Raw genomic sequence first — 17,516 nt, forward strand, 5'->3', positions numbered from 1 at the left:
GTTCTGGTTCCTTTACGGGTTGGACACGGGCTCAAAGGTCTCGGTCAGACCAGCCCGCGCGGTGATCTGAGCGACTACGGCGGTATGCCCGGCATCGTCCTCCAGGGTCGCCAGCTGGGTTTCCAGCAGTTCGAAGCTGGTCACCCCCAGCGGCAGCGACTTCTCTTTGAACGTCAGGGCGCGAATCAGGTCGTGGCGCGCGCGATGAACGAGCAGCCTGGGATTCGCTTCATCGCTGCCACGCGGAACTTCGAACTCGATGGTGATGGCCGCATCGGAGCTGGACTGGGCCACGCCGCCGCCACTGCGCGAAAGCTGGCGGACAGAGATGATCGTTGCCGGCTCGGTGCAGTCCTCGCTGATCTCGGTTTCATCGATGATCACGGCGCCCGCACCAATGTCAGTGCGGAAGCCACTGCTGCGCAAGATCAGGCGGACACGAGCAGCCAGGAACTCCACCAGCTGCCACGACAGCGGCTCTGCCAGGTCAGACACGGGTCACCAACCAGCGGCTCTGCGAGCCGTCATCGCTGATCTTCTTGCTATTGACGAAGACCTCCGTACCGAACGCGCTCGAAACCACCTCGAAGCGATCGCCTTGGTCAGGCGCTACGTCCGAACGCAGGTACGCGATCTCCACACGGCCTGACCTGAACTGACGCAGTTCACCGATGGTCTCAACGTCGCGCTCCACATAGGCACGCACACCCTCGGTGGTCGGACCATCCTTGGCCGTGTACCGACCTTGCGACGCCATGCCTGCCAGCGCAAAGGCGGCGTGCAAGGTGCCATCCAGATCGCGAAGGAAGTCGACCTCGCTCACCGCGCACCTCCCGAACACAGCATCGCGTAAGCCTGCAGTGCCCTCACCTGGGCGTCGCACTGGGCGGCGGCGCCAATAGCTCGGCCCGCACTTTCAATTCGGTCGTCGGCTCGACCATCAGGCTGGCTGCCGGCAGCGGCGGCCGCGGACAGCTCTGCGGTGGCGACCGACGCTTGCCAACGCTGGTGCAGGCGCTGGTTGCCAGCGCGAAGATCAGCGATGAGGCGATCAGATGCCTTCTGTGCATCGTTCTTTTCCTTTTCGTACTTGGATGCCAGGTTGTTCGCGGCGGCGGCGCTGCCACGCTCTGCCTTCAGGGTTTTGGCTGCGGCATCGGCCTCAGCGCGAGCGGCATCACGCTCGATTTCCATGGCGTCACGGCTGGACGCGGCCAGGTCGGCCGCACGGTGCGCGATGGACACCGAGCCGCGCTGCCAGACGATGACGCCCAGCAGCAGAAGAATGGCGACGACGAGGGTGCGGATCATGCCCTTCCCTCACACAGGGCTCGTTCCTTGGCGCGGCGGTTGGCCAGCCCCTGAACGAAACGGTAGACCGGCTTGCCATCGGCTGCGACGCCCGCCTTCACGTAACTCCAAACTGGGCGTCCGTCGTCAGATAGCTGCAAGCGCCGGCACCCAAGGTCCCAGCGGCCGGCGTTCCATGCGGTCATGGAACTGCTACCGCAGGTGGCGGTGGCGCCCAGGTTCCAAGCATGCGAGGACGCCGCATCAAAGACGCGCTGCGGTGGCTCAATCCGGAAGCACTTTATGAGCTGCCGCTGGACCTTCGCCACCGCACGCTCGGTCTCGACCCGGCACTTCTCCTTGGACCACTTCTCGCCCACGATGATCGGGGTGTCCGTGACATGGCGTGTCAGGCCATCACACACCGTCGGCAACCCGCCAGCGAGTTTGTCGGCGTACACAATGGTCACTGTGCTCCCACCGCTCTCGAACAGCGCCAACAGAGCCAGCAGCACTGCAGAACCGAGCGCCAGGGGGCCGCCCGGAGACTTGCCGTCGGGCTTGCCGGCTGTGCTGTTCGGGTTAGCGGCCACGCAGCCACCTCCATGCGCGCGCAACGCCAACGCCAGCACGGCCGATTCTGTGGGCCCCCCAGCGCCGCAAACGCACTCCGTCGACCCAGCGTGCGGACAGCCAGCCCATCCATTCGCCCCAGTTCTTCACCACGGTGGTGAAGAACTGCGAGAGGCCCACCAGCAGCGTCACCACCATCACAGCCAAGCTGAGGTGCTTAGCTGGATCGAACGTAGCCACGGCCACGGTTGCGGTCGGTGCTGTCTTAAGCATCGCTGCCAACAGGTCCTGGCTGATCGGGTCTTTCATCGTTCCCCCAAAGCGGGTCAAGGAAGGCTGGCACCGCTCACGCCACCCGGGCATCTGTGAGCGGTGCCGACCTATTCGGTTACGCCTTGGTGGCGTTGCCCGGCGAGAGCCGCACCTCGGCCGTCGCCTGGCCGGCCGAGCCTGCAGCCCAGGCAAACGCCGCGCCGGTGATGTCGCCGGCCACGGCGGTCGCGGAACTACCGTCGACTGCCTTGGCGCTTGCACTCCACACCAGCTTTTCACCCTGCTCGAAGACCGCAGTCGGCACCTTCGGCAGCGTGAACACGCCGCCCAGGGCTACGCTGCCCGTCGCGCCGACGGCGATGTTGACCAGGGCAACCCCCAGCTGATGACCGACGACAACCGCCTGACCCGATGCAACCTGCTGTTCGGTGGTGTTGGTCCAGGGGATCACGTCCCCATCGGATACGAAGTTCTGTGCCATGTCTCAGTGCTCCAGTTGGGGATCAGCCGCAGCGCTGCACGCCGCGATAGTCGAGGGCGGCAATGCCGAAATCGAGGCGGGCCTTCCAGCGCACACCGTCGACGGTGAAGCCTTCCTCGTAGTCCAGGAAGGGTTCGGTGATCCCATCAAGGAATGCGACCTCGATGGCCGGACAGTCGTTCGGATCGGCGAACAGGTACCACTTGTCGTCCTTGATGCGCGCGGTGTCGACGATGTCGCGGAAGAGACCCTGCACAGCGTTCGGGCGCTGCAGCTTCCCTTCAGCGTCCGGGTCGTACTCGGCCTTGTTGGTGACACGCGCGGCACTGCCGTATTTGGTCGGACCGAGCCAGAGTGCCGGCGACAGATCCAGCACATCATTCCCGCCCACGTCCTTCTGCTGGGCCAGCTGGACGCGCATCGCGTCGACCGAGGTGACGCTCGGCACTGCTGCCGCCAGGATGTTGCCGTGGTCGGCGTGGAACAGCGTCTTGTTGGAATCCAGCTTCGGATTGCTGGCGAGGAACGCATACGCGTCGGCCTCAATGGTCCGCTTTGCGGCACGACCGAAGGCGGTCGCCAAGCCGAGGAACGCACCCAGGTCGTCGTTGATGATCGCCTGACGCGTCAGGTTGATGGTGTTGCCCTTGGTGCCAGCGGTGATGGTTGCCTTCTCGCCGTCCGGGATCTTCTTGTTCTTGAACTCGCCAGCCTCGGTCAGCTTGTCCAGGTTGCCAATGCTGCCCACGCGGTAGCGCGAATGCTCGCGGAAATCACTGACGGTGCCGGTGACGCACCAGCGGGACCAGGTGTCCGGCGCAACGGCGTAGGCCGCCTGCAGCGCCTTGTGCATCGTGCTTTCGAGCAGCACCGGGAAGTCACTGCCGCTCTGCGTGAACGCGCGGCCGACCAGCTCCAGCTTCGCCATGCCATCGGTGCGTACGCCGCAGCGCTCCAGGCTACGACGGGCCAGATCCATCAGGGTCAGGCCGCGCACTGGATTGTCACCGGTGAGCGCGAAGATCCGCTTGGTTGCGGGATCGATCACCTGGGCTCGGTGCAGCAGCGCATGCGTCACAGCGGAGCGCTGCAGATCCTGCTCGTCCTCAGTGACGCTGATGCGGTTGATGTTGCCGCCAGCAGCCGCGTCGCGCTGCTCCAGCGTGGTCAAGATCAGGCCGCGCACGTGGTCAACCGAGTGACCAGCGCGAATCCAGCCAGCTGCATGCTCGGTCTGGCCGTGGCGAGCTGCCAGCTCCACGATGTCGGCTGCGCGCGTGTCACCTTCCGGAGCCTGAGCTGCGGCCGGCGCTGCCGGAGCCGGGGTGTTGTTGATGGGTTCCTGCTGGACCGCCGATTCGGCGGCGCGGGCGGCGGGCTGAGGCATGGTGTGCTCCTGCGACGATGCGCTACGGGTGAATACACAGGGGGTCCCCTGTGCGGGTTGATTGCTGCGGGTACCTGCTGCCGGGTCGGCCGGCACAGTGACGAAGCTGATCTCGCTCGGCGTCCACTCCACCGCGCGGTAGATCGGCAGATCGCCGGGGTTGACGGCGCGCTCGATCTCATAGCGCTGCACGGTGTAACCAACCGAGATATTGCGAATGATTCCGGCACCGATATCGGCGATTACGCCGGCCAGCTCCTCGCGACCGGAGAGACGGATAAGGGCGTGGCCTTCACCATTGGAGAGCCAGGCGCGATCAACCACACCCATCTGTGAGCCGATGCCCCAGGTGTTATGGCTGTCCAGGACCGGTGCAGCGCCAGACGACAGACGCTCCATGTTGCAGGCAGCCTCATCAACGACCAGCTCCTCCCAGTAGTACGTGTCATTCCACCAGTCGTAGCGGCGCACACGGGTACCGGCGGTCCACTGGAGTTCGATCGTGCGTGCCTCGCTATCGAAGCTGGTCGGCTGCAGCTTGGCCTCACGCAACTGCGGGGGCATGAGGCGCGTCGTACCGTCCTGCGTCGGAGCCTGGATTGGCTGGGGCATGGTCATTCCTCGTTGGTTGTTGAGGCGTCGACCAGGCCGGTCCGGGCGCCACTGGATTGAAGGAAAGTCATCAGACCGAGGGCGCCGGTCTCTTTCATCCGCTTGAAGTCCTTGCCCATCTCGACGTACACCGCATCTGGGTCGTAGCCACGCCGACGCAGCGCTTCACTGGGTGAGTTGAGACCGGCGCCCATCGCTGCGATTTCCGATTCGATGTCCTGCTTGGGGTTGACGTAGTCCCAGCGCGGCGTGCTCCAGTCGGCAGTGCTTCCCGTGGAACGGACCCCACCGCCAAGCGCAGCTGCTTCGTCAAACCAGCGCCAGATCGGCTTACACATCTGCGGGACTAGCACCAGCCACTGCATCTGCTCGCAATCACGACGGAACTCCATCTGCCGGATGCGGGCACTGGAGAAGTTCACCTCACGCATATCACCGGTGGCCGACTCGTACGGCACACCGATGCCAGCAGTGATGATGTGCGCGTTAAACTTGCAATACTCGACGTAGCCCCCTGCCGGCTTTGGCTCGACAGTCTGGAAGGCTGTGGCACCAGTGATGTGGGTGACCCCACCGCTGGGCAGTGGCCCAAGGTCGGTGACCTGGTCGCGATCTGAGCCGAGCTGCGAAGGGCCGTCATCGTCCGCGTTGGACATCGAGTCGATGTCGCCACTGACGATAACGCCAAGCCGCGCTTCCAGGTTCTTCCGCGCCAGCTCGGCGTCTTCGTACAGCATCAGGTCGCGCACTCGCGCGATCACCGGGGCGAAGCGCGTAATGCCGCGTCCCTGCCCGGGGCGGACGGGGTTGTAGAGGTGGATGATGTCGGATGCCGGCACCAACGAACTGCTCAAGCGTACAGAGCCGCGCACAGCCTCACCGGGATGCGCTCCGAACAACCAGTAGCCGCGAATCCGGCCGATCGCGTCGTACTCAATGCCGTTGATGATCTGACCACCGCCCGACGCAGACCCGTTCTTGTTCCCATCCAGCCAGTCGATCTCCAGCACCTGAAGCTGCAGCGGGACCGCAAGACCGTCCGACTGACGCCTGGTGCGGCGGCGAATCATGACCTCACCGTCCTGCTCCATCGCGCGATACGCGGTAGCCATAAGGCCGTAGATGTCCGACTTTCCGTCCGCATCCGCCACATCGGCCCAGCGGCCCCACAGGATGTCCAGCGCGAAGCGTTTGGGCCTTCGGCCTTGGGAGTAATGCCGGTCCCGATCGTTGCACTCACCAGCACCTGGAGGGACCGCGCGCAGTACGGAACGTTCTGCACCAGCGCCCGAGCGCGGTTGCGCAGTTCGCGGGCGTCGGCCAGGTGATCGGCGTTCGCGCTGGCCCCTGCCCTACGAACACGCCAACCGTCAGTGCGTGAGGCGCCCTCGTAGGCACGCACCGCATCCAGCGTTGCCCTGGCGCGATGACGCTTCAGGGCTGCCTGCGGAGAAATGGCGCCGATGACCCTGTCCAGTAGCGAGGCCGCCATGTCAGAAGCCCCTCAGCGTCGTGAACCGATAGCGGCGTGTGGCCGACTTCCGTCGCCCCGCCGTCGTGGCGGCAACCTCAGCTTCCATGCGGTCCAATGCTGTCAACATTGCTTCGACAGACTGATACGTGATCTGACGATCACCATGCCGGACGGACAACTGGCCGCTGGCGATGGCGGCCTTCAGCCTCTGCACATCGTCTTTGGTCCAGCTCATCAGTGAGGCATCCGCGAGATCATGGATGCCAGTTTCCTGATCAGGTGCGGGTGAGTCTCGGGGAACTCACCCGCACCCCCTACCCATTGGAGCAAGGCTCATCAAGCAAGCGGTACAGCGTCCGTCTGTCGATCCTGAACCTCCTACACAGCGACCGTACTGACTCCTGTTCCTGCATCCCTTTCCGGATCGCTTCCACAGGGTAGGCACTGCTTTGCATGCTGGCGGGAATGTACAGATCCTGGGCTGGGTACTCCTCGACAAGGTAGGCCACCACGGCCTCCACAACGCTGCGTATGTCGTCGCTGTCACATCGCAGGCGCAGCGCGGCGCCGACCGCGAGCTCCTCCGTCAGCTCACTGATTCGCACCTTGTTTCGGACTGTGTTCCTGCTCACCACTGCCTCCCCATGCTGCGAGGCTGCGCGGGCCGCTGCCGGCGAGGCACACTCGATGTTTCACGGGAATCAGTGGAAGCGTCGGCCTCCGACGCAGCAGCTGGCGTTTCGCGTGAAACGCTCACGCTTGGCGGCGCAGCCAGCCGTTGTTCCAAAAGGTCCCAATCGGAACGCGTGAAGCGGTTGATACGGACCTCTGGGTGATGGGTCGCCGCGTAGGCATATACCCATGTGTCCAATGGCTCGTTTCGGGTCACCTTCTTCTCAAAGCGGTTCTTGACTGGGTTGTAGACCTCCGACACCAAGCCCGGGAAGAACTCCTCCGGTAGCTGGTCACTGAGGTGGACCATGCGATTCTCGGGCTTGCGCTCGGCGTCGGCCGACAGACGGCTGTAGAGGTAGTGCTTGGCTGCAACGGTCCCCACGTGGTTGATGGTGATGCCGCGCTTGTCGGTCTTGCCCTTCCAGGTGACGTCAGCCAGCTTTCCCTTGGACAGCACAGGAGCGTTGTTGGGTACAGCACCAAAGATGCACATTGGCCGGGTGATGCGCCGCTGACGGACGTAGTTTTTGACGGCCTCGGTGCGGTGGCCACCAGCGTCGATGGCGACAGCTAGCGGCCGGAGCAGCGCGCCATCTTCGCGCTCGATTGCGCGATTGAGCAAATCGGTCAGGGCTACCCACACCGCTTCTTCGGCTGGATCGCCCTGCAGTTCCACATAGTCCAGCGTCCAGGCGGTCATACCCCGCCCCCAGCCGACGACGTGAACAGCAAGGCGATTGTCCTGTGTGTCTACACCTACGGTGATAGCCAGCACACCTTGCGGAGCCGAGCGAAGCGCATAGGGCTCGGCACGATCCTTGATGACGTTGTGCTTGACCGCCCTCATTGCCGGGTCTTCCCACGTCTCGGCCAGACGGTCGTTCACGAAGGTCTTGAGGGAAGCTGGATCGCCCTGCGCCTCCAGCCACTCTTTTACCAGGTCCAGCCAGCGTGGACCCAGGCCAAACTGGTAGTACAGGCAGTTGATGGTGTAGCCGCGGATGGGCGAGTCCGGATTGGCGGCGACCCAGCGCCCCTTCGCAATCATCTCTGTCTTGAAGTGCTCCTCGATCGCGACGCCGCACTCACAGCACGCATACCATGCGTGACTCTTGTCGGGCGCCCACACCAGGCCGCTCCACTGCAGCGCCTGGAAGTGGCCGCAGTGGGGACACGGCACGTGATACCGACGCTGATCGCTCTTGTCGTACAGCTTCGCAATCCGGCTGAGTCCGGCGATGCCAGGGGTGCTGATGTACTGCCGCTTGTAGGTGGTCGGGAACGACGATGTACGGCCGTCCAGCATCTTCACCGGATCGTCGCCAGTGGAGAGCTGCTGCGGCGCCTCATCGATCTCATCCACCTGCAGGTACTTCACCGTCGAGGACTTCAGGCGCTGCGGGCTGCCCATGTGCTCCACGAACAGCTGGCCGCCGGCGAAGTCCTTAAACGTGCGCTGGTTGGCGCTGTCGCGGCTGGCGGTGCTGGTCAGCGCCTTCTTGACCGCTGCACAGACCTCGATCATGGGGTTGAGCTTCTGGGCAATCCATTTGTTCATGGACACCTCGCCCGGTAGCGCATACATCATCGGGCCGGGAGCGTAGTCCATCCAATAGGCCATGGCATTGGTCGCAAGCTGGCTCTTGCCGAACTGGATCGGAAACATGCAGACCTGGTCGTGGACGGGGCTTCGGGCAGACATGTTGTCCATCGGCTCACGCAGGGGCGGGTTGCGATCCGTCACCCAGCGCCCGGGCTTGCTACCGCTCTTGGTGGACAGACGCATGTGCTCATCGCACCACTGCGACACGCTCATCGGCCGTCGCGGCTGAAGCGAGCGTGCCAGAACCGACGCCAGGCAGTGCTGTGCCTGCATCATTCCGCACCCTCTGCCACCTTGGCCGCCAACGTGCGAAAGCCCTGGCTGAGCTCTTCCAGAGCGTGGCTCACCTCATCCCACACGAGACGGCGGCACCCAGCCTCATCCAGCGTTGCAGCGAGCTGCGGCGCTAGCGTATCGGCCAACCGCTCCATCGCCCCCCGAAACGTCGTGGCGTGCTCTGCTAGGAAGGCTTCTACGTCCGCACGAGGCAGCAGCAACCCCAGCTCCTTCTGCAGCGCGATGTGGGCCATGTGCGCATCGGTCTCGGCCTTGTCGGCCAGCGCTTTGGCCTTGCGCGCGGAATCCGGGGTCTGCGGCCGGCCGGCCCGTGAGGGCCTGGAATCGTCCTCGTCGCTATCCTCTTCATCGTCATCGATGTCGGGGGCGAGAGCATTGGCACCCTCCCCACTCCCCACCAGCGAGCTGCCACGCTCATCGGCGTGGCGCTGGGCTACGCCGGCATAGACCGGATCTGTGGTACGAGCGTAGAGCTCCAGGGAGGCGGTCTTCAGGAATCCCTTTCCGCCAGCACCCACCACCACCCTCCCCTTCTTCCTCAGCTCGACCACGTAGGATGGCTTGCAGCCGATCAGGGAGGCCAGCTCTTTGCCAGTGATCGTCACGTCATCCTCAGCCATTGCTACCCCCTACTCCATTTCCTTCGAAGATCGTTAAAGCGGAAAAAACGCGCGCGCGCGAGCATGTGCGGGCTGTGCGGTGGCGTGTGCGGGATGCGATATCCACTGAATGGCTGTGGCACAAGCCGTGTGCGGCGTGTGCGGGATGTGCGCCCACCCATATACGCACGCGAGGCGCATCGTGGTGCGACGGCATGACGCCCATTCGCGCCCGCGCACGCCCATGTAGGCCGAGTCCCGCACGTCCCGCACATGCCTACTGCTGCAAGAGAATCACGGCAATTCAATGCCCGCACATCGGCCCGCACATCCCGCACGCACCGCACATTGATGGGTATAGTGATCACGCACGCCCCTTGTAGTCGGAGAACATGCGACGGAAGGACACGACCTGGTCTCCCAGCCATGCTGCCTCTGTCTTCCCGTCAGGCACGGTGCAGTTGCCGAGCATCAGGAAGCCGTGAGGTCCGTTCACGCTCTGCTCGATCTGGTAGCGCTTGCGCGCCCGGTCGGGATGGGTGATCTGGCGCTTGCGCACCAGCGCGTTGATGAACTTTGGTGACGGCGCCGGGCGCGGCAGGCCCTCTCGCGCACACCAGGCCTTATAGACCTCGTACCACTCCTTCGAGAGCGCCGGCATGGGCTTGAGCCCGGGGATGTCGTCGCCGTAAAGCTCATCCAAGAACCGCTGCGGGCTATCCTGGCTCAGGCCAATCAGCTCCTCTTTCGCCTGGGTCATCGGCGGGTTGGTGCCATTGGTGAAGCCGGTCAGATCTACCTGCAGCAAATAGTGGTGCAGCGCCGCCGTGGCGCCATTGCGGATATCGGCCAGCACCTCGGTGTAGAACTCATGACTGAGCTTGTCCGGCGTCCAGATCACTGCGTGGCGCCTGTCATCCTCCTCCAGCACGACAGGCATCGCCTCGTTGGAGAGGAACACCAGGTTGGCGTGGTTGTCTTCCTCGTAGGCCTGAATGTTCTTCGGGTTGATACGGATGCGGTCTCCCGTGATCAGCGCCTTGAGCTTGTTCTTCAGGTGGTACACCTCGGTGCGTGCAACCACTTCGTCGGCCAGCAGGAACAGCTTGCGGCTCGCCCAGTCGTTGAACTTGTCTTCCAGCGCCGCCTGGTCAAGCACCCGGCCGTACTCACCGTAGAGCTTCATGTACTCATCGAAGAACATGTTCTTGCCGGTGCCCTGCGGACCATGGATGACGATGGTCGATTTCATCTTGGCGCCAGGGTGCTGCAGCGGGTAGGCCAGCCATTTGACCACCCAGTCATACAGCGCCTTCTGGTTAGCTTCGTTGCCGCACATGTGCCACAGCAGCTGCAGCAGACGGTCGCAGTTGCCCTCCTGCGGCACCGTCGGCCAACCGGCAAAGAGGTTGCACGTCACCCCGGGCTTCTCGCATGACGGGTCGAAATCCACTTCCCGCACCCGCACGATTGACCGATCCGAATGCTCCATCCACGCCCGGTGCAGTTCCTTGCGCACGCATGCATCGCGCATGTCGCCCAGGGCAACCAGCATGTGCTCTTTGTGGTCGAACACCGTGCCACCCTGCCCGTAGACCAGAGCGAAGCGCTCAAGCAGCTCGTTCAGCGAATGGATCGGGGCAAGACGATCATTCCCCTCGCCCCCGTCGCTGGTGATGGAAGGCGCGCGTTTTTCGGCAGGCACCCGCCACGACAGCTCCGTGAGGCGAGCCTCGACTTGGGCGCGAACGACATGCAGGCCTTCCTGGGCGTGCAGATCGTTGAAGTCGCTGACCTTGCGGCCGTTGTCGATGAAGCGCTCCCGTCTGGCCGGCTCATCGGAAAAGAAGGGGTGCAGCACCGCTCCGCCCACGTCCAGCGCGGCGGCCTCGGCACCGAGCAGGCCTGCATTCGACGCGCCGTGCGGCTGCGCACACGAGGGGCAGAATTGCGGATGGTCGGCGAGCACCAGGCGGCTCTTGCAGTGTCGACACTTCTGCAGCACGTCGTCGTCGGCGCACAGCAGCATCTTGATGCCGCGATAGCGCTTTGCCAGTGCCGAGGCGACGGCCAGCATGTTGCCGGCGTCGAACGCCACTGCCACCGGGTATCCCGTCGCCATGTGTAGCGTGGCCGCAGTGGCATAGCCCTCGGCCACCAGCAAGATCCACTGGGGACTTCCGCCGATCAGATGGAAGTGGCCCTTCTTGACCATGCCTGCCGGCCAGTACTCCTTGGCCGGCTTGCGTCCTGCGGCGGCCAGCTTCGCGCTGCGCAGCACCTGCAAGCCATGCACCTGGCCGTTGACGTCCAGCAGCGGGACGAGTGCCGCGCCGGAGGTGCCATAGCGCAGACCGAATCCCTGCACGCCCTTGCTGACCAGGTAGTCGGCCTCGCCGGCTGCATTCGCCTTGGCCCAGGCCGACGATGCCCGCTCGGCCGCCCGCTTCGCCTGGGTCTGGCGAGCAGACTCGGCCCTGCGACGATCCTCGGCCAACCGGTTGCGCAGCGCTTCGCGCTGTTCATCAGAGAAGGTCTTGTCGCGCTTGCGCAGATCAACTTTGGTCGCGCCGTTTTCGTTGCCGTGCCAGACGCCATAGGTGCCGACGACCAGCACTTCGCCGGACGAGGTATTCAGTTCGTGCAGCGCGTACCAGCCACGGCGCTCGCGTGAGCCCTCGACGCGGCAGCGAACCATTCGCCCTGTGGTGTCCAACTCGGTTACCAGCAGGCCGGCTGACTGCAACTGCTGCAGCACATCCCCATAGTTCTCAGACATTCAGTAGTTTCCCGAGCCGCTATCTACCCAGGAAATGCGCGTCCGAATACCCGCGCTCGTCAGGTCCAGGGAGGACCCATCGCTGGTATCGCGAATGACTCGCAATGCCAAGGCGGATTCAGTAGCACGGTCTGCACGCGGCCTTTCACAAGCCACCCGGGGGGATGGGGCCGAATCAATGCTTGCTTGGTACATCTGGATTCCCCAAAGGCAGACAGTGCTGCCGGTTGTCGTGCTGCTCTTGTCGCTGGCGGATGCGCTCTCGCTCTGCCAATGCTTCCTCGCCTATCAGCCCCGGCACTGCATCGGTCAACGCAAGTGCCGCAAGCTCCATGGCTCGCCGCGCGGATGCGCTGGCTATGCCACGCCTTCGATACTGAGATCGACGGGCGTGGTCCGTACCCACGTCAGTCCTCCGTCCCCTGCTGCCCAGCCGCACGGCACGCATTGCGCTCCAAGCGGTAGCAGAGCTTGCGCACCTCGCGCGAAAGGTCTTGGATTCGATCTGCCTCGGGAACGCTGAGGCGTTGATCCGCTATCGCATCGATGCCCGCACCAGCCAACGCCCCCGTGAGCTTGTGCAGTTCCAGCAGCTTCGCCTGGATCGCGGCCAGCTCGTCAGGCCAACCACCCTGCGGCGGCGGCGGTACGTAATCGACCATCAGGTCGTACTGGGCAGCAAGGGAGCAGACCCAGTCAGTTGCAATCTCCTGCGTACCGACGAATAGCTGCAGGTAGTCCGTCAGGATCTCGGCCATCTCCATCGAAACGGACTCGCCATCGACGCCCCTGAGCTTCTTCCTCAGTGTTTCCGCCGAGATCGACTTGCCACGGCGCTTGCTAATGTGCGCGGCCGCGTCCTGCAGCCCCCCAGGAGCACGGGTCACTGCGTTGTGCAGCGCGTCCCGCCAGTAGAGGTCAGAGCGACGGCACGTCATGCGGCCCCCTGAAATGCGCCATCGATCATCGTGGAAAAGCTGACTGCGGCGGGGACAACATTGACCGCATGGCAGAGATCATCAGTTTCCCGCAGCGCATGCGCTTCACCGCTGTCCGTACCTATGACGCCGCAGCAGGCGTCGGCGGAGTGGTAGCGGTGCTGTTTGCGCCCGCAAACCTGGCTCATGTCTGCCGAGGCGGTCATGCAGTTTCAGCCGGCCAAATGTCGGGACGGATTGCGGCGAGCGCCAACGGCTCGCAACCCAGCGCGACACCGATCTCGACCGATGCCAGCTGAATCTTTCGCGCCAAGACCGGGCTGGGCTTCTTGTTCCTCCATCCGGTCGCGCACTGCCACAGGTATCCCTCAGAACTGCCGGTCAAGGCAGCGAGGCGCCGCTTACGTTCGGGGTCCGAAATGAAGGTGAGTAGGTCCATAGCGCCAGTATTTAGCCCGGAGCTAAACCCCATTGTCAAGCTCTCAGCGCAACTTCCCTGTTTAGCTACTAGCTACGCTTGGCGTATGGATGCCATCACCGCCAGACACCTCAACCTCCAGGCCCTGGTCGCCACGCTAAAACCCCAGTTGGGGACGCAGAAGGCGATCGCCATCCACCTGGACATGGCGCCTTCCTATCTGAACCAGCTATTGAACGGCAAGAAGATGGGGGATGACGTTGCGCGCAAGATCGAACGCGCGGCCGGGCTATCCCATGGCTGGCTGGACCAGCCGAGGTCCGACGACGACGCTGGTGCTGGGGCCGCTGCTGGTTCTCAGGATCTGCGAATCGACCCTGAGATCATCGCCTCCGCGATTAGGCTTGTGAGGCTGACCTTTGCCAACCTCGGAATTGATGACTTCAGCAATGAAGAAGACGGTACACCACTGGCCTATGCCTACGAGTACCTCTATCAGCGAGGTGAGGCAACGGTAACGCCCGACAACCTGATCGACTTCAGCAAGGCGCTTGCGCAAAGGCTCAGGGAGAAGGATGGAGAAGCAGAAGAAGGAGCCCCCAGCCGCGGGGACACTCGAAGCATTGGCCCAGGTGATCGCTCAGCGCGTCGCAAGGCGTGATGGGCAAAGGCCCAAGCTGCGTCTGGTCGAGAACCCTAGGCCATCGACCATCGATGGCGTGACGCGAGACAGCATCCTCCGGCGTATCCGCTGGCTCCGCGATCACTACAACCTGGGTTGCTTGATCGATCAGGCAACGTTCAACACGCCAGGCATCGACTGCCTTGAAAACGACGCGCTGGTGCGTCTGCACCGAGAAATGGAAGCCGCGAGGGAATGCTGCATGGACGGAGTTCCGCTGGATGAGGCTGGCTTCATCCGGGATATTTCCATCCAGGACGCGTGACCCTGAACCAGAGCAAGTGGGCGCGCAAAGCGCCCACACTTACGGCGTGGTGGCACCCGAATACTTTTCCCGCGTTGCTCGCTCTCGCTCAGCCCGAGCGTCACCGCACCGCTTCCTTGCCTCGGCCATCTGGCTGTCCGCAGAAATCCTGTCAGCTGTCTGGGCCTGCTGCAAGCTAGCAATCTGAGACCGTATCCCAGACGAATAAGTGGCGCCGGCAAGGTTGTTCCTTGCCGTAGCCAGTTCACGGTTCAGCGCGGCGATCTGACGCGACACATCCTGCCCCCGAGCGTTGACCGGGCCGTAGATCCTGCTCTGCTCCGAGGACAAACAGTTGCGTTCGGCGATGCCTGCATCAGCAAGCTCTGTCGTTTGGTACACCGCCGCGCGATTTGCAGCCTCGCCCGAGCTCTCGGTGGCAGCGCGGTTCGACCGCAGCTTCATTGGGGCCGCATCTGCGGAACATGGCGCCTGCGAGTAGACCGTCTCGCCACTCTTCCCTTTGCACTTGAACACCTCGGCCGAAGCCCATGGCGCGCATGCAAGCGCAACCCCTAGCACCATCAACCTGCTCCACATGTCAGCCTCCATGGCCCCGGTATGCCTAGGAATTATCAGGCGAGACCGGCTTATTTTCAGCCCCGCGCCATAATTTAGCTGTCAGCTATTGCAATCCTAATTTAGCTGTGGGATAAATTCCTCCGTCGGCCATCAGCCGGCGGGCGACCGGCGGGTCGCCACCCTGCCGGCCCCTCTCCTCGCCGGCAATAGCCGCCCCCTCGGCACCTGACCCGCCGGCGCCCTCCTTCGAACAGGAGCGCGCCATGTCCCATCGCTACGCCGATCCAAGCCCCTGCCTGCTGCCGCTGTTGGCCGTGAAGGCCCTGCGGGCCGTGGCAGCCCGCGATCACAGCACCGCCCGGACCCTTTGGGTTCGCAGCAAGGGCGAACACAACCGCAACCAGCTGCGCCGCTCCCGGCGCATGGGCGTCGCCAGCCTCCGCCTGGAGGCCTGCTCGCGCGACCTGTCGGCTGAGGTGCGGGCATGAGCGCCGCCGAAACCGCGCTGGCAACCCTGGAACGCATTGCAGGGACAAACGCCGAGTTCGGCGCCGTTGCAGCTGCCACGCCGGACTTCATGATTCGCGTTGGCGAATCCATGTTGAAGAAGCAATCCGCCGATCTGCGCAAGGCACATGCCCTGCTATCGGAATTGGTCGTGCAGGGCGACCGCCTGACCACTGCATTCCGGGCACTGGGCCTCGACAACAGCCTGATCAATCGCTCGCGGCTCGCCCGAGCGTGCGAAGAGTCGTTGGTCGCCTTCGATGCCGCGCTCGCCCGTGCCAAAGGAGGCGCTGCATGACCCGCCGCCTCCGCCTTGCCTGGGCAGCCGTCGCGCTGGTGGCGGCAGTTGTCGTGCCACTGCGTATCGCCGAGATCCACCAGGCACACAGCGACCGTGATGCAGCCAAAGCACGCTGGCCGATCAGCACCTCGGTGAGGGGCTGACCATGCGCCAGATCGCTCGCCCTCTCCCTGACTCAGTGCCTCTGTGCGGGCTAGGCCATCGACCGCAGATCGTCGTGACCGAAGGCGCCCCGACCGGCCACCGCCTGGGTGCTCCCTGCCCGCCGCTGCTGCACATCGAATGCCATCGGTGTGGCCTCGCCACCCGCCCGGTGCCGATGGAAAAAGCCGCGCTGGCAGAGCTGCGCTGGACGGACGCAAGCCTGGCACACCTGCGCATCCCGATCTCCCTGCTCGCCCGCCATCGCGGCGAGGTCCTGGCCGAGATCGCCGCCGACTCCCCTTTCACGCCCATCGCTGCCTGACTAGGAGAACAGCTCATGTCCGCTCCACTCAAGCCGAAGGAAAAAGCCGCGTTGCTCGCAGCGCATGGCGCTTCGGATTACTCCCTCCACCGCACTGCCCACGGATTCGCGCCCCGCAACCGCCCCGAGAAGCTGTTCACGCGCCGCGTCATGAACTGGCTGGATGAGCGCGTGCTGATCAGGTACGACGACCCGCAGCTGCCGCGCAAGGCGACCTTGACCGCCACCGGCATCGCCGCCGCCGAGGCGGAGATCGCCAAGGCCCGCGACCTGGCAATGACGGCATGAGCGTGCAACCCACTCTGCCAGTGGAGCAGCAATTCGCCACCGGCCATCAGGGCGAGTCACTCGTATTGATGGTCTGCCAGGGCTGGCTATGGGCCGGCCTCTACACCGCCGCGCCGCGCGAGTCGCTCCTGAAGGTCGCCGCCAGCGCCAGCCGGAGCGTGGGGGTATCGCACCACTCGCTCACCCTCGGCGGCGTCTCGTTTTCCCTCAACCGACTTGCCGCCCAGGCCGCGCACCGCTGGCTCGACCGCCAAGGCGTGCGTGTTCGTTCGATCTCCCCCAACAACCGCGCTACGCGCCGCACGCGAGGAATCGCCGCATGAACCGCTCTGTTGTCATCTACGGGCCGCAACGCTGCGGCAAGACCTCCAACGCACAGGAACTGCGCACGCACTTTGGCCTGCGTGAGGTACTGGACGACTGGGACGGCCACACCGCGTATCCACTGGAGGACACGCTCGTCCTGACCAACAATCCGGATGCCGTTGCTCACCACTCATCGCGTGTCCTGCACCACGGCTGGGCAATGCGCGAAATGCTCGCGGAGGCCCGCGCATGAGCGCCCGCCCGCAACAGATCGGCCGGGCCGCCGAAGTGCGCAAGGTCCTGTCCATGTTCCCGCAAGGCGCTACGGTCGAACAGATCAAGACCGCTGGTCGCATCAACAGCACGCACCAGGCTATCGGCTACACGTTGAAGGGGTTGGCGCGCAGCGGCCAGGCCATCTGTCACCGCTCGGGCGTGCGCGGGATCTGGCGCCTCTCCAGCCACACGCAACATGCGATCGCGCCGCTGCGCGCGGCACCCGCGCGTGAACGACCGGCCTGCGTGGTAGGTCCGCTCACCGGCGTCAGTGACGCGGCGACCACGATTCGTCACAGGGAACTCGACCGGCAGCAGTTAGCCGACGACCTGGACGCCTTCCTCGCAGCGGGCGGACACATCGAGGTGCTTGGGCACACCCCACTTCGCCCGCAGATGAGCCGGCACACCGCCAACCACGGCAGCTATGCAGAGCGCATGGCAGCCCATGAGATGGACTGAGGC

At 64.2% G+C, this 17,516-nt stretch carries 27 protein-coding genes; 11 read left to right on the top strand and 16 right to left on the bottom strand.

The annotated features are described in order from the left end of the window. Nucleotides 1-12: 12 nt before the first annotated feature. From A7X97_RS01370 to A7X97_RS01435, 15 genes are all read right to left on the bottom strand, one after another. The gene (locus A7X97_RS01370; RefSeq protein ID WP_111007499.1) at nt 13-495 is read right to left on the bottom strand and encodes a hypothetical protein; all 483 of its coding nucleotides are present in this window, start codon (nt 493-495) and stop codon (nt 13-15) included. Then, nucleotides 488-823 carry a head-tail joining protein gene (locus A7X97_RS01375; protein WP_111007500.1) on the bottom strand — a complete coding sequence of 112 codons (336 nt, stop codon included), beginning with the start codon at nt 821-823 and terminating at the stop codon, nt 488-490. The genes A7X97_RS01370 and A7X97_RS01375 overlap by 8 nt, the downstream gene beginning before the upstream one ends. Continuing rightward, nucleotides 820-1,311: a lysis system spanin subunit gene (locus A7X97_RS01380; RefSeq protein WP_111007501.1), complete on the bottom strand. Its 492-nt coding sequence runs from the start codon at nt 1,309-1,311 to the stop codon at nt 820-822. The genes A7X97_RS01375 and A7X97_RS01380 overlap by 4 nt, the downstream gene beginning before the upstream one ends. After that, nucleotides 1,308-1,883 carry a lysozyme gene (locus tag A7X97_RS01385; RefSeq protein WP_111007502.1) on the bottom strand — a complete coding sequence of 192 codons (576 nt, stop codon included), beginning with the start codon at nt 1,881-1,883 and terminating at the stop codon, nt 1,308-1,310. Before A7X97_RS01385 ends, A7X97_RS01380 begins: the two co-directional genes overlap by 4 nt. Next, nucleotides 1,873-2,172, bottom strand: a complete 300-nt coding sequence (locus A7X97_RS01390; RefSeq protein ID WP_111007503.1) for a hypothetical protein — start codon at nt 2,170-2,172, stop codon at nt 1,873-1,875. The genes A7X97_RS01385 and A7X97_RS01390 overlap by 11 nt, the downstream gene beginning before the upstream one ends. A 79-nt stretch (nt 2,173-2,251) precedes the next feature. Continuing rightward, on the bottom strand, nt 2,252-2,617 hold the full coding sequence (locus A7X97_RS01395) for a DUF2190 family protein (RefSeq protein WP_111007504.1): 366 nt from the start codon (nt 2,615-2,617) through the stop codon (nt 2,252-2,254). Between the two features lie 22 nt (nt 2,618-2,639). Then, nucleotides 2,640-4,568: a prohead protease/major capsid protein fusion protein gene (locus tag A7X97_RS01400; protein ID WP_245884913.1), complete on the bottom strand. Its 1,929-nt coding sequence runs from the start codon at nt 4,566-4,568 to the stop codon at nt 2,640-2,642. A 50-nt stretch (nt 4,569-4,618) separates the two neighbouring features. After that, nucleotides 4,619-5,767, bottom strand: coding sequence for a phage portal protein (locus tag A7X97_RS01405; RefSeq protein ID WP_281268012.1), 1,149 nt, complete (start codon nt 5,765-5,767; stop codon nt 4,619-4,621). Then, nucleotides 5,683-6,108: a phage portal protein gene (locus A7X97_RS22225; RefSeq protein WP_281268013.1), complete on the bottom strand. Its 426-nt coding sequence runs from the start codon at nt 6,106-6,108 to the stop codon at nt 5,683-5,685. Before A7X97_RS22225 ends, A7X97_RS01405 begins: the two co-directional genes overlap by 85 nt. Nucleotide 6,109: 1 nt before the next feature. Further along, complete coding sequence (locus tag A7X97_RS01410; protein ID WP_015994693.1) at nt 6,110-6,325, bottom strand: phage head-tail joining protein; 216 nt, start codon at nt 6,323-6,325, stop codon at nt 6,110-6,112. Between the two features lie 79 nt (nt 6,326-6,404). Next, on the bottom strand, nt 6,405-6,722 hold the full coding sequence (locus A7X97_RS01415; protein WP_146260224.1) for a hypothetical protein: 318 nt from the start codon (nt 6,720-6,722) through the stop codon (nt 6,405-6,407). Then, on the bottom strand, nt 6,719-8,644 hold the full coding sequence (locus A7X97_RS01420; RefSeq protein ID WP_111007507.1) for a phage terminase large subunit family protein: 1,926 nt from the start codon (nt 8,642-8,644) through the stop codon (nt 6,719-6,721). The genes A7X97_RS01415 and A7X97_RS01420 overlap by 4 nt, the downstream gene beginning before the upstream one ends. Continuing rightward, nucleotides 8,641-9,285, bottom strand: coding sequence for a hypothetical protein (locus A7X97_RS01425; RefSeq protein WP_111007508.1), 645 nt, complete (start codon nt 9,283-9,285; stop codon nt 8,641-8,643). Before A7X97_RS01425 ends, A7X97_RS01420 begins: the two co-directional genes overlap by 4 nt. Nucleotides 9,286-9,628: 343 nt before the next feature. Then, a complete protein-coding gene (locus tag A7X97_RS01430; RefSeq protein WP_111007509.1) occupies nt 9,629-12,043 on the bottom strand; it encodes a DUF5906 domain-containing protein in 2,415 nt (804 codons plus the stop codon). 407 nt (nt 12,044-12,450) lie between these two features. Next, nucleotides 12,451-12,981 (bottom strand): hypothetical protein, encoded by a 531-nt coding sequence (locus tag A7X97_RS01435; protein WP_111007510.1) that lies wholly within the window; start codon nt 12,979-12,981, stop codon nt 12,451-12,453. 68 nt (nt 12,982-13,049) lie between these two features. On the opposite strand from A7X97_RS01435, the gene A7X97_RS21865 reads away from it, so the two are divergent. The 3 genes from A7X97_RS21865 to A7X97_RS01450 all read left to right on the top strand — a co-directional run bounded on the left by A7X97_RS21865 (nt 13,050) and on the right by A7X97_RS01450 (nt 14,346). After that, nucleotides 13,050-13,280, top strand: coding sequence for a hypothetical protein (locus A7X97_RS21865; RefSeq protein ID WP_181503418.1), 231 nt, complete (start codon nt 13,050-13,052; stop codon nt 13,278-13,280). Nucleotides 13,281-13,505: 225 nt separating this feature from the next. Then, nucleotides 13,506-14,060, top strand: a complete 555-nt coding sequence (locus A7X97_RS01445) for a hypothetical protein (protein WP_239504090.1) — start codon at nt 13,506-13,508, stop codon at nt 14,058-14,060. Further along, complete coding sequence (locus A7X97_RS01450) at nt 14,032-14,346, top strand: hypothetical protein (RefSeq protein WP_239504091.1); 315 nt, start codon at nt 14,032-14,034, stop codon at nt 14,344-14,346. Before A7X97_RS01445 ends, A7X97_RS01450 begins: the two co-directional genes overlap by 29 nt. A gap of 39 nt (nt 14,347-14,385) precedes the next feature. Here A7X97_RS01450 and A7X97_RS01455 read toward each other — a convergent pair whose 3' ends face one another. Beyond that, nucleotides 14,386-14,937, bottom strand: coding sequence for a DUF4124 domain-containing protein (locus A7X97_RS01455; protein ID WP_111007514.1), 552 nt, complete (start codon nt 14,935-14,937; stop codon nt 14,386-14,388). Nucleotides 14,938-15,170: 233 nt separating this feature from the next. On the opposite strand from A7X97_RS01455, the gene A7X97_RS01460 reads away from it, so the two are divergent. The 8 genes from A7X97_RS01460 (at nt 15,171) to A7X97_RS01490 (ending at nt 17,513) form a co-directional block, all read left to right on the top strand. Next, the gene (locus A7X97_RS01460) at nt 15,171-15,395 is read left to right on the top strand and encodes a hypothetical protein (RefSeq protein ID WP_049420713.1); all 225 of its coding nucleotides are present in this window, start codon (nt 15,171-15,173) and stop codon (nt 15,393-15,395) included. Then, entirely contained in the window at nt 15,392-15,712 is a 321-nt protein-coding gene (locus A7X97_RS01465) for a hypothetical protein (RefSeq protein ID WP_111007515.1), read from the top strand. Before A7X97_RS01460 ends, A7X97_RS01465 begins: the two co-directional genes overlap by 4 nt. Beyond that, on the top strand, nt 15,709-15,858 hold the full coding sequence (locus A7X97_RS21870; protein ID WP_181503419.1) for a hypothetical protein: 150 nt from the start codon (nt 15,709-15,711) through the stop codon (nt 15,856-15,858). The genes A7X97_RS01465 and A7X97_RS21870 overlap by 4 nt, the downstream gene beginning before the upstream one ends. Before the next feature lie 74 nt (nt 15,859-15,932). Beyond that, a complete protein-coding gene (locus A7X97_RS01470; protein WP_245884917.1) occupies nt 15,933-16,181 on the top strand; it encodes a hypothetical protein in 249 nt (82 codons plus the stop codon). Nucleotides 16,182-16,196: 15 nt separating this feature from the next. After that, a complete protein-coding gene (locus tag A7X97_RS01475) occupies nt 16,197-16,469 on the top strand; it encodes a hypothetical protein (protein WP_111007517.1) in 273 nt (90 codons plus the stop codon). Then, nucleotides 16,466-16,792, top strand: a complete 327-nt coding sequence (locus A7X97_RS01480) for a hypothetical protein (protein WP_111007518.1) — start codon at nt 16,466-16,468, stop codon at nt 16,790-16,792. The genes A7X97_RS01475 and A7X97_RS01480 overlap by 4 nt, the downstream gene beginning before the upstream one ends. Further along, nucleotides 16,789-17,028: a hypothetical protein gene (locus A7X97_RS01485; RefSeq protein WP_111007519.1), complete on the top strand. Its 240-nt coding sequence runs from the start codon at nt 16,789-16,791 to the stop codon at nt 17,026-17,028. Before A7X97_RS01480 ends, A7X97_RS01485 begins: the two co-directional genes overlap by 4 nt. Continuing rightward, nucleotides 17,025-17,513: a hypothetical protein gene (locus A7X97_RS01490; protein ID WP_111007520.1), complete on the top strand. Its 489-nt coding sequence runs from the start codon at nt 17,025-17,027 to the stop codon at nt 17,511-17,513. The genes A7X97_RS01485 and A7X97_RS01490 overlap by 4 nt, the downstream gene beginning before the upstream one ends. Nucleotides 17,514-17,516: the final 3 nt, after the last annotated feature.

Origin of the sequence: Stenotrophomonas sepilia, from assembly GCF_003244875.1 — a bacterium.
GTDB lineage: Bacteria > Pseudomonadota > Gammaproteobacteria > Xanthomonadales > Xanthomonadaceae > Stenotrophomonas > Stenotrophomonas sepilia.

Excerpts from the sequence above, each read along its gene's own strand:
- A7X97_RS01380 (WP_111007501.1), bottom strand. The coding sequence starts at position 1,311 with ATGATCCGCACCCTCGTCGTCGCCATTCTTCTGCTGCTGGGCGTCATC.
- A7X97_RS01390 (WP_111007503.1), bottom strand. The coding sequence starts at position 2,172 with ATGAAAGACCCGATCAGCCAGGACCTGTTGGCAGCGATGCTTAAGACA.
- A7X97_RS01395 (WP_111007504.1), bottom strand. The coding sequence starts at position 2,617 with ATGGCACAGAACTTCGTATCCGATGGGGACGTGATCCCCTGGACCAAC.
- A7X97_RS01400 (WP_245884913.1), bottom strand. The coding sequence starts at position 4,568 with ATGCCCCCGCAGTTGCGTGAGGCCAAGCTGCAGCCGACCAGCTTCGAT.
- A7X97_RS22225 (WP_281268013.1), bottom strand. The coding sequence starts at position 6,108 with ATGGCGGCCTCGCTACTGGACAGGGTCATCGGCGCCATTTCTCCGCAG.
- A7X97_RS01410 (WP_015994693.1), bottom strand. The coding sequence starts at position 6,325 with ATGAGCTGGACCAAAGACGATGTGCAGAGGCTGAAGGCCGCCATCGCC.
- A7X97_RS01420 (WP_111007507.1), bottom strand. The coding sequence starts at position 8,644 with ATGATGCAGGCACAGCACTGCCTGGCGTCGGTTCTGGCACGCTCGCTT.
- A7X97_RS01425 (WP_111007508.1), bottom strand. The coding sequence starts at position 9,285 with ATGGCTGAGGATGACGTGACGATCACTGGCAAAGAGCTGGCCTCCCTG.
- A7X97_RS01430 (WP_111007509.1), bottom strand. The coding sequence starts at position 12,043 with ATGTCTGAGAACTATGGGGATGTGCTGCAGCAGTTGCAGTCAGCCGGC.
- A7X97_RS01435 (WP_111007510.1), bottom strand. The coding sequence starts at position 12,981 with ATGACGTGCCGTCGCTCTGACCTCTACTGGCGGGACGCGCTGCACAAC.
- A7X97_RS21865 (WP_181503418.1), top strand. The coding sequence starts at position 13,050 with ATGGCAGAGATCATCAGTTTCCCGCAGCGCATGCGCTTCACCGCTGTC.
- A7X97_RS01445 (WP_239504090.1), top strand. The coding sequence starts at position 13,506 with ATGGATGCCATCACCGCCAGACACCTCAACCTCCAGGCCCTGGTCGCC.
- A7X97_RS01455 (WP_111007514.1), bottom strand. The coding sequence starts at position 14,937 with ATGGAGGCTGACATGTGGAGCAGGTTGATGGTGCTAGGGGTTGCGCTT.
- A7X97_RS01460 (WP_049420713.1), top strand. The coding sequence starts at position 15,171 with ATGTCCCATCGCTACGCCGATCCAAGCCCCTGCCTGCTGCCGCTGTTG.
- A7X97_RS01465 (WP_111007515.1), top strand. The coding sequence starts at position 15,392 with ATGAGCGCCGCCGAAACCGCGCTGGCAACCCTGGAACGCATTGCAGGG.
- A7X97_RS21870 (WP_181503419.1), top strand. The coding sequence starts at position 15,709 with ATGACCCGCCGCCTCCGCCTTGCCTGGGCAGCCGTCGCGCTGGTGGCG.
- A7X97_RS01475 (WP_111007517.1), top strand. The coding sequence starts at position 16,197 with ATGTCCGCTCCACTCAAGCCGAAGGAAAAAGCCGCGTTGCTCGCAGCG.
- A7X97_RS01480 (WP_111007518.1), top strand. The coding sequence starts at position 16,466 with ATGAGCGTGCAACCCACTCTGCCAGTGGAGCAGCAATTCGCCACCGGC.
- A7X97_RS01485 (WP_111007519.1), top strand. The coding sequence starts at position 16,789 with ATGAACCGCTCTGTTGTCATCTACGGGCCGCAACGCTGCGGCAAGACC.
- A7X97_RS01490 (WP_111007520.1), top strand. The coding sequence starts at position 17,025 with ATGAGCGCCCGCCCGCAACAGATCGGCCGGGCCGCCGAAGTGCGCAAG.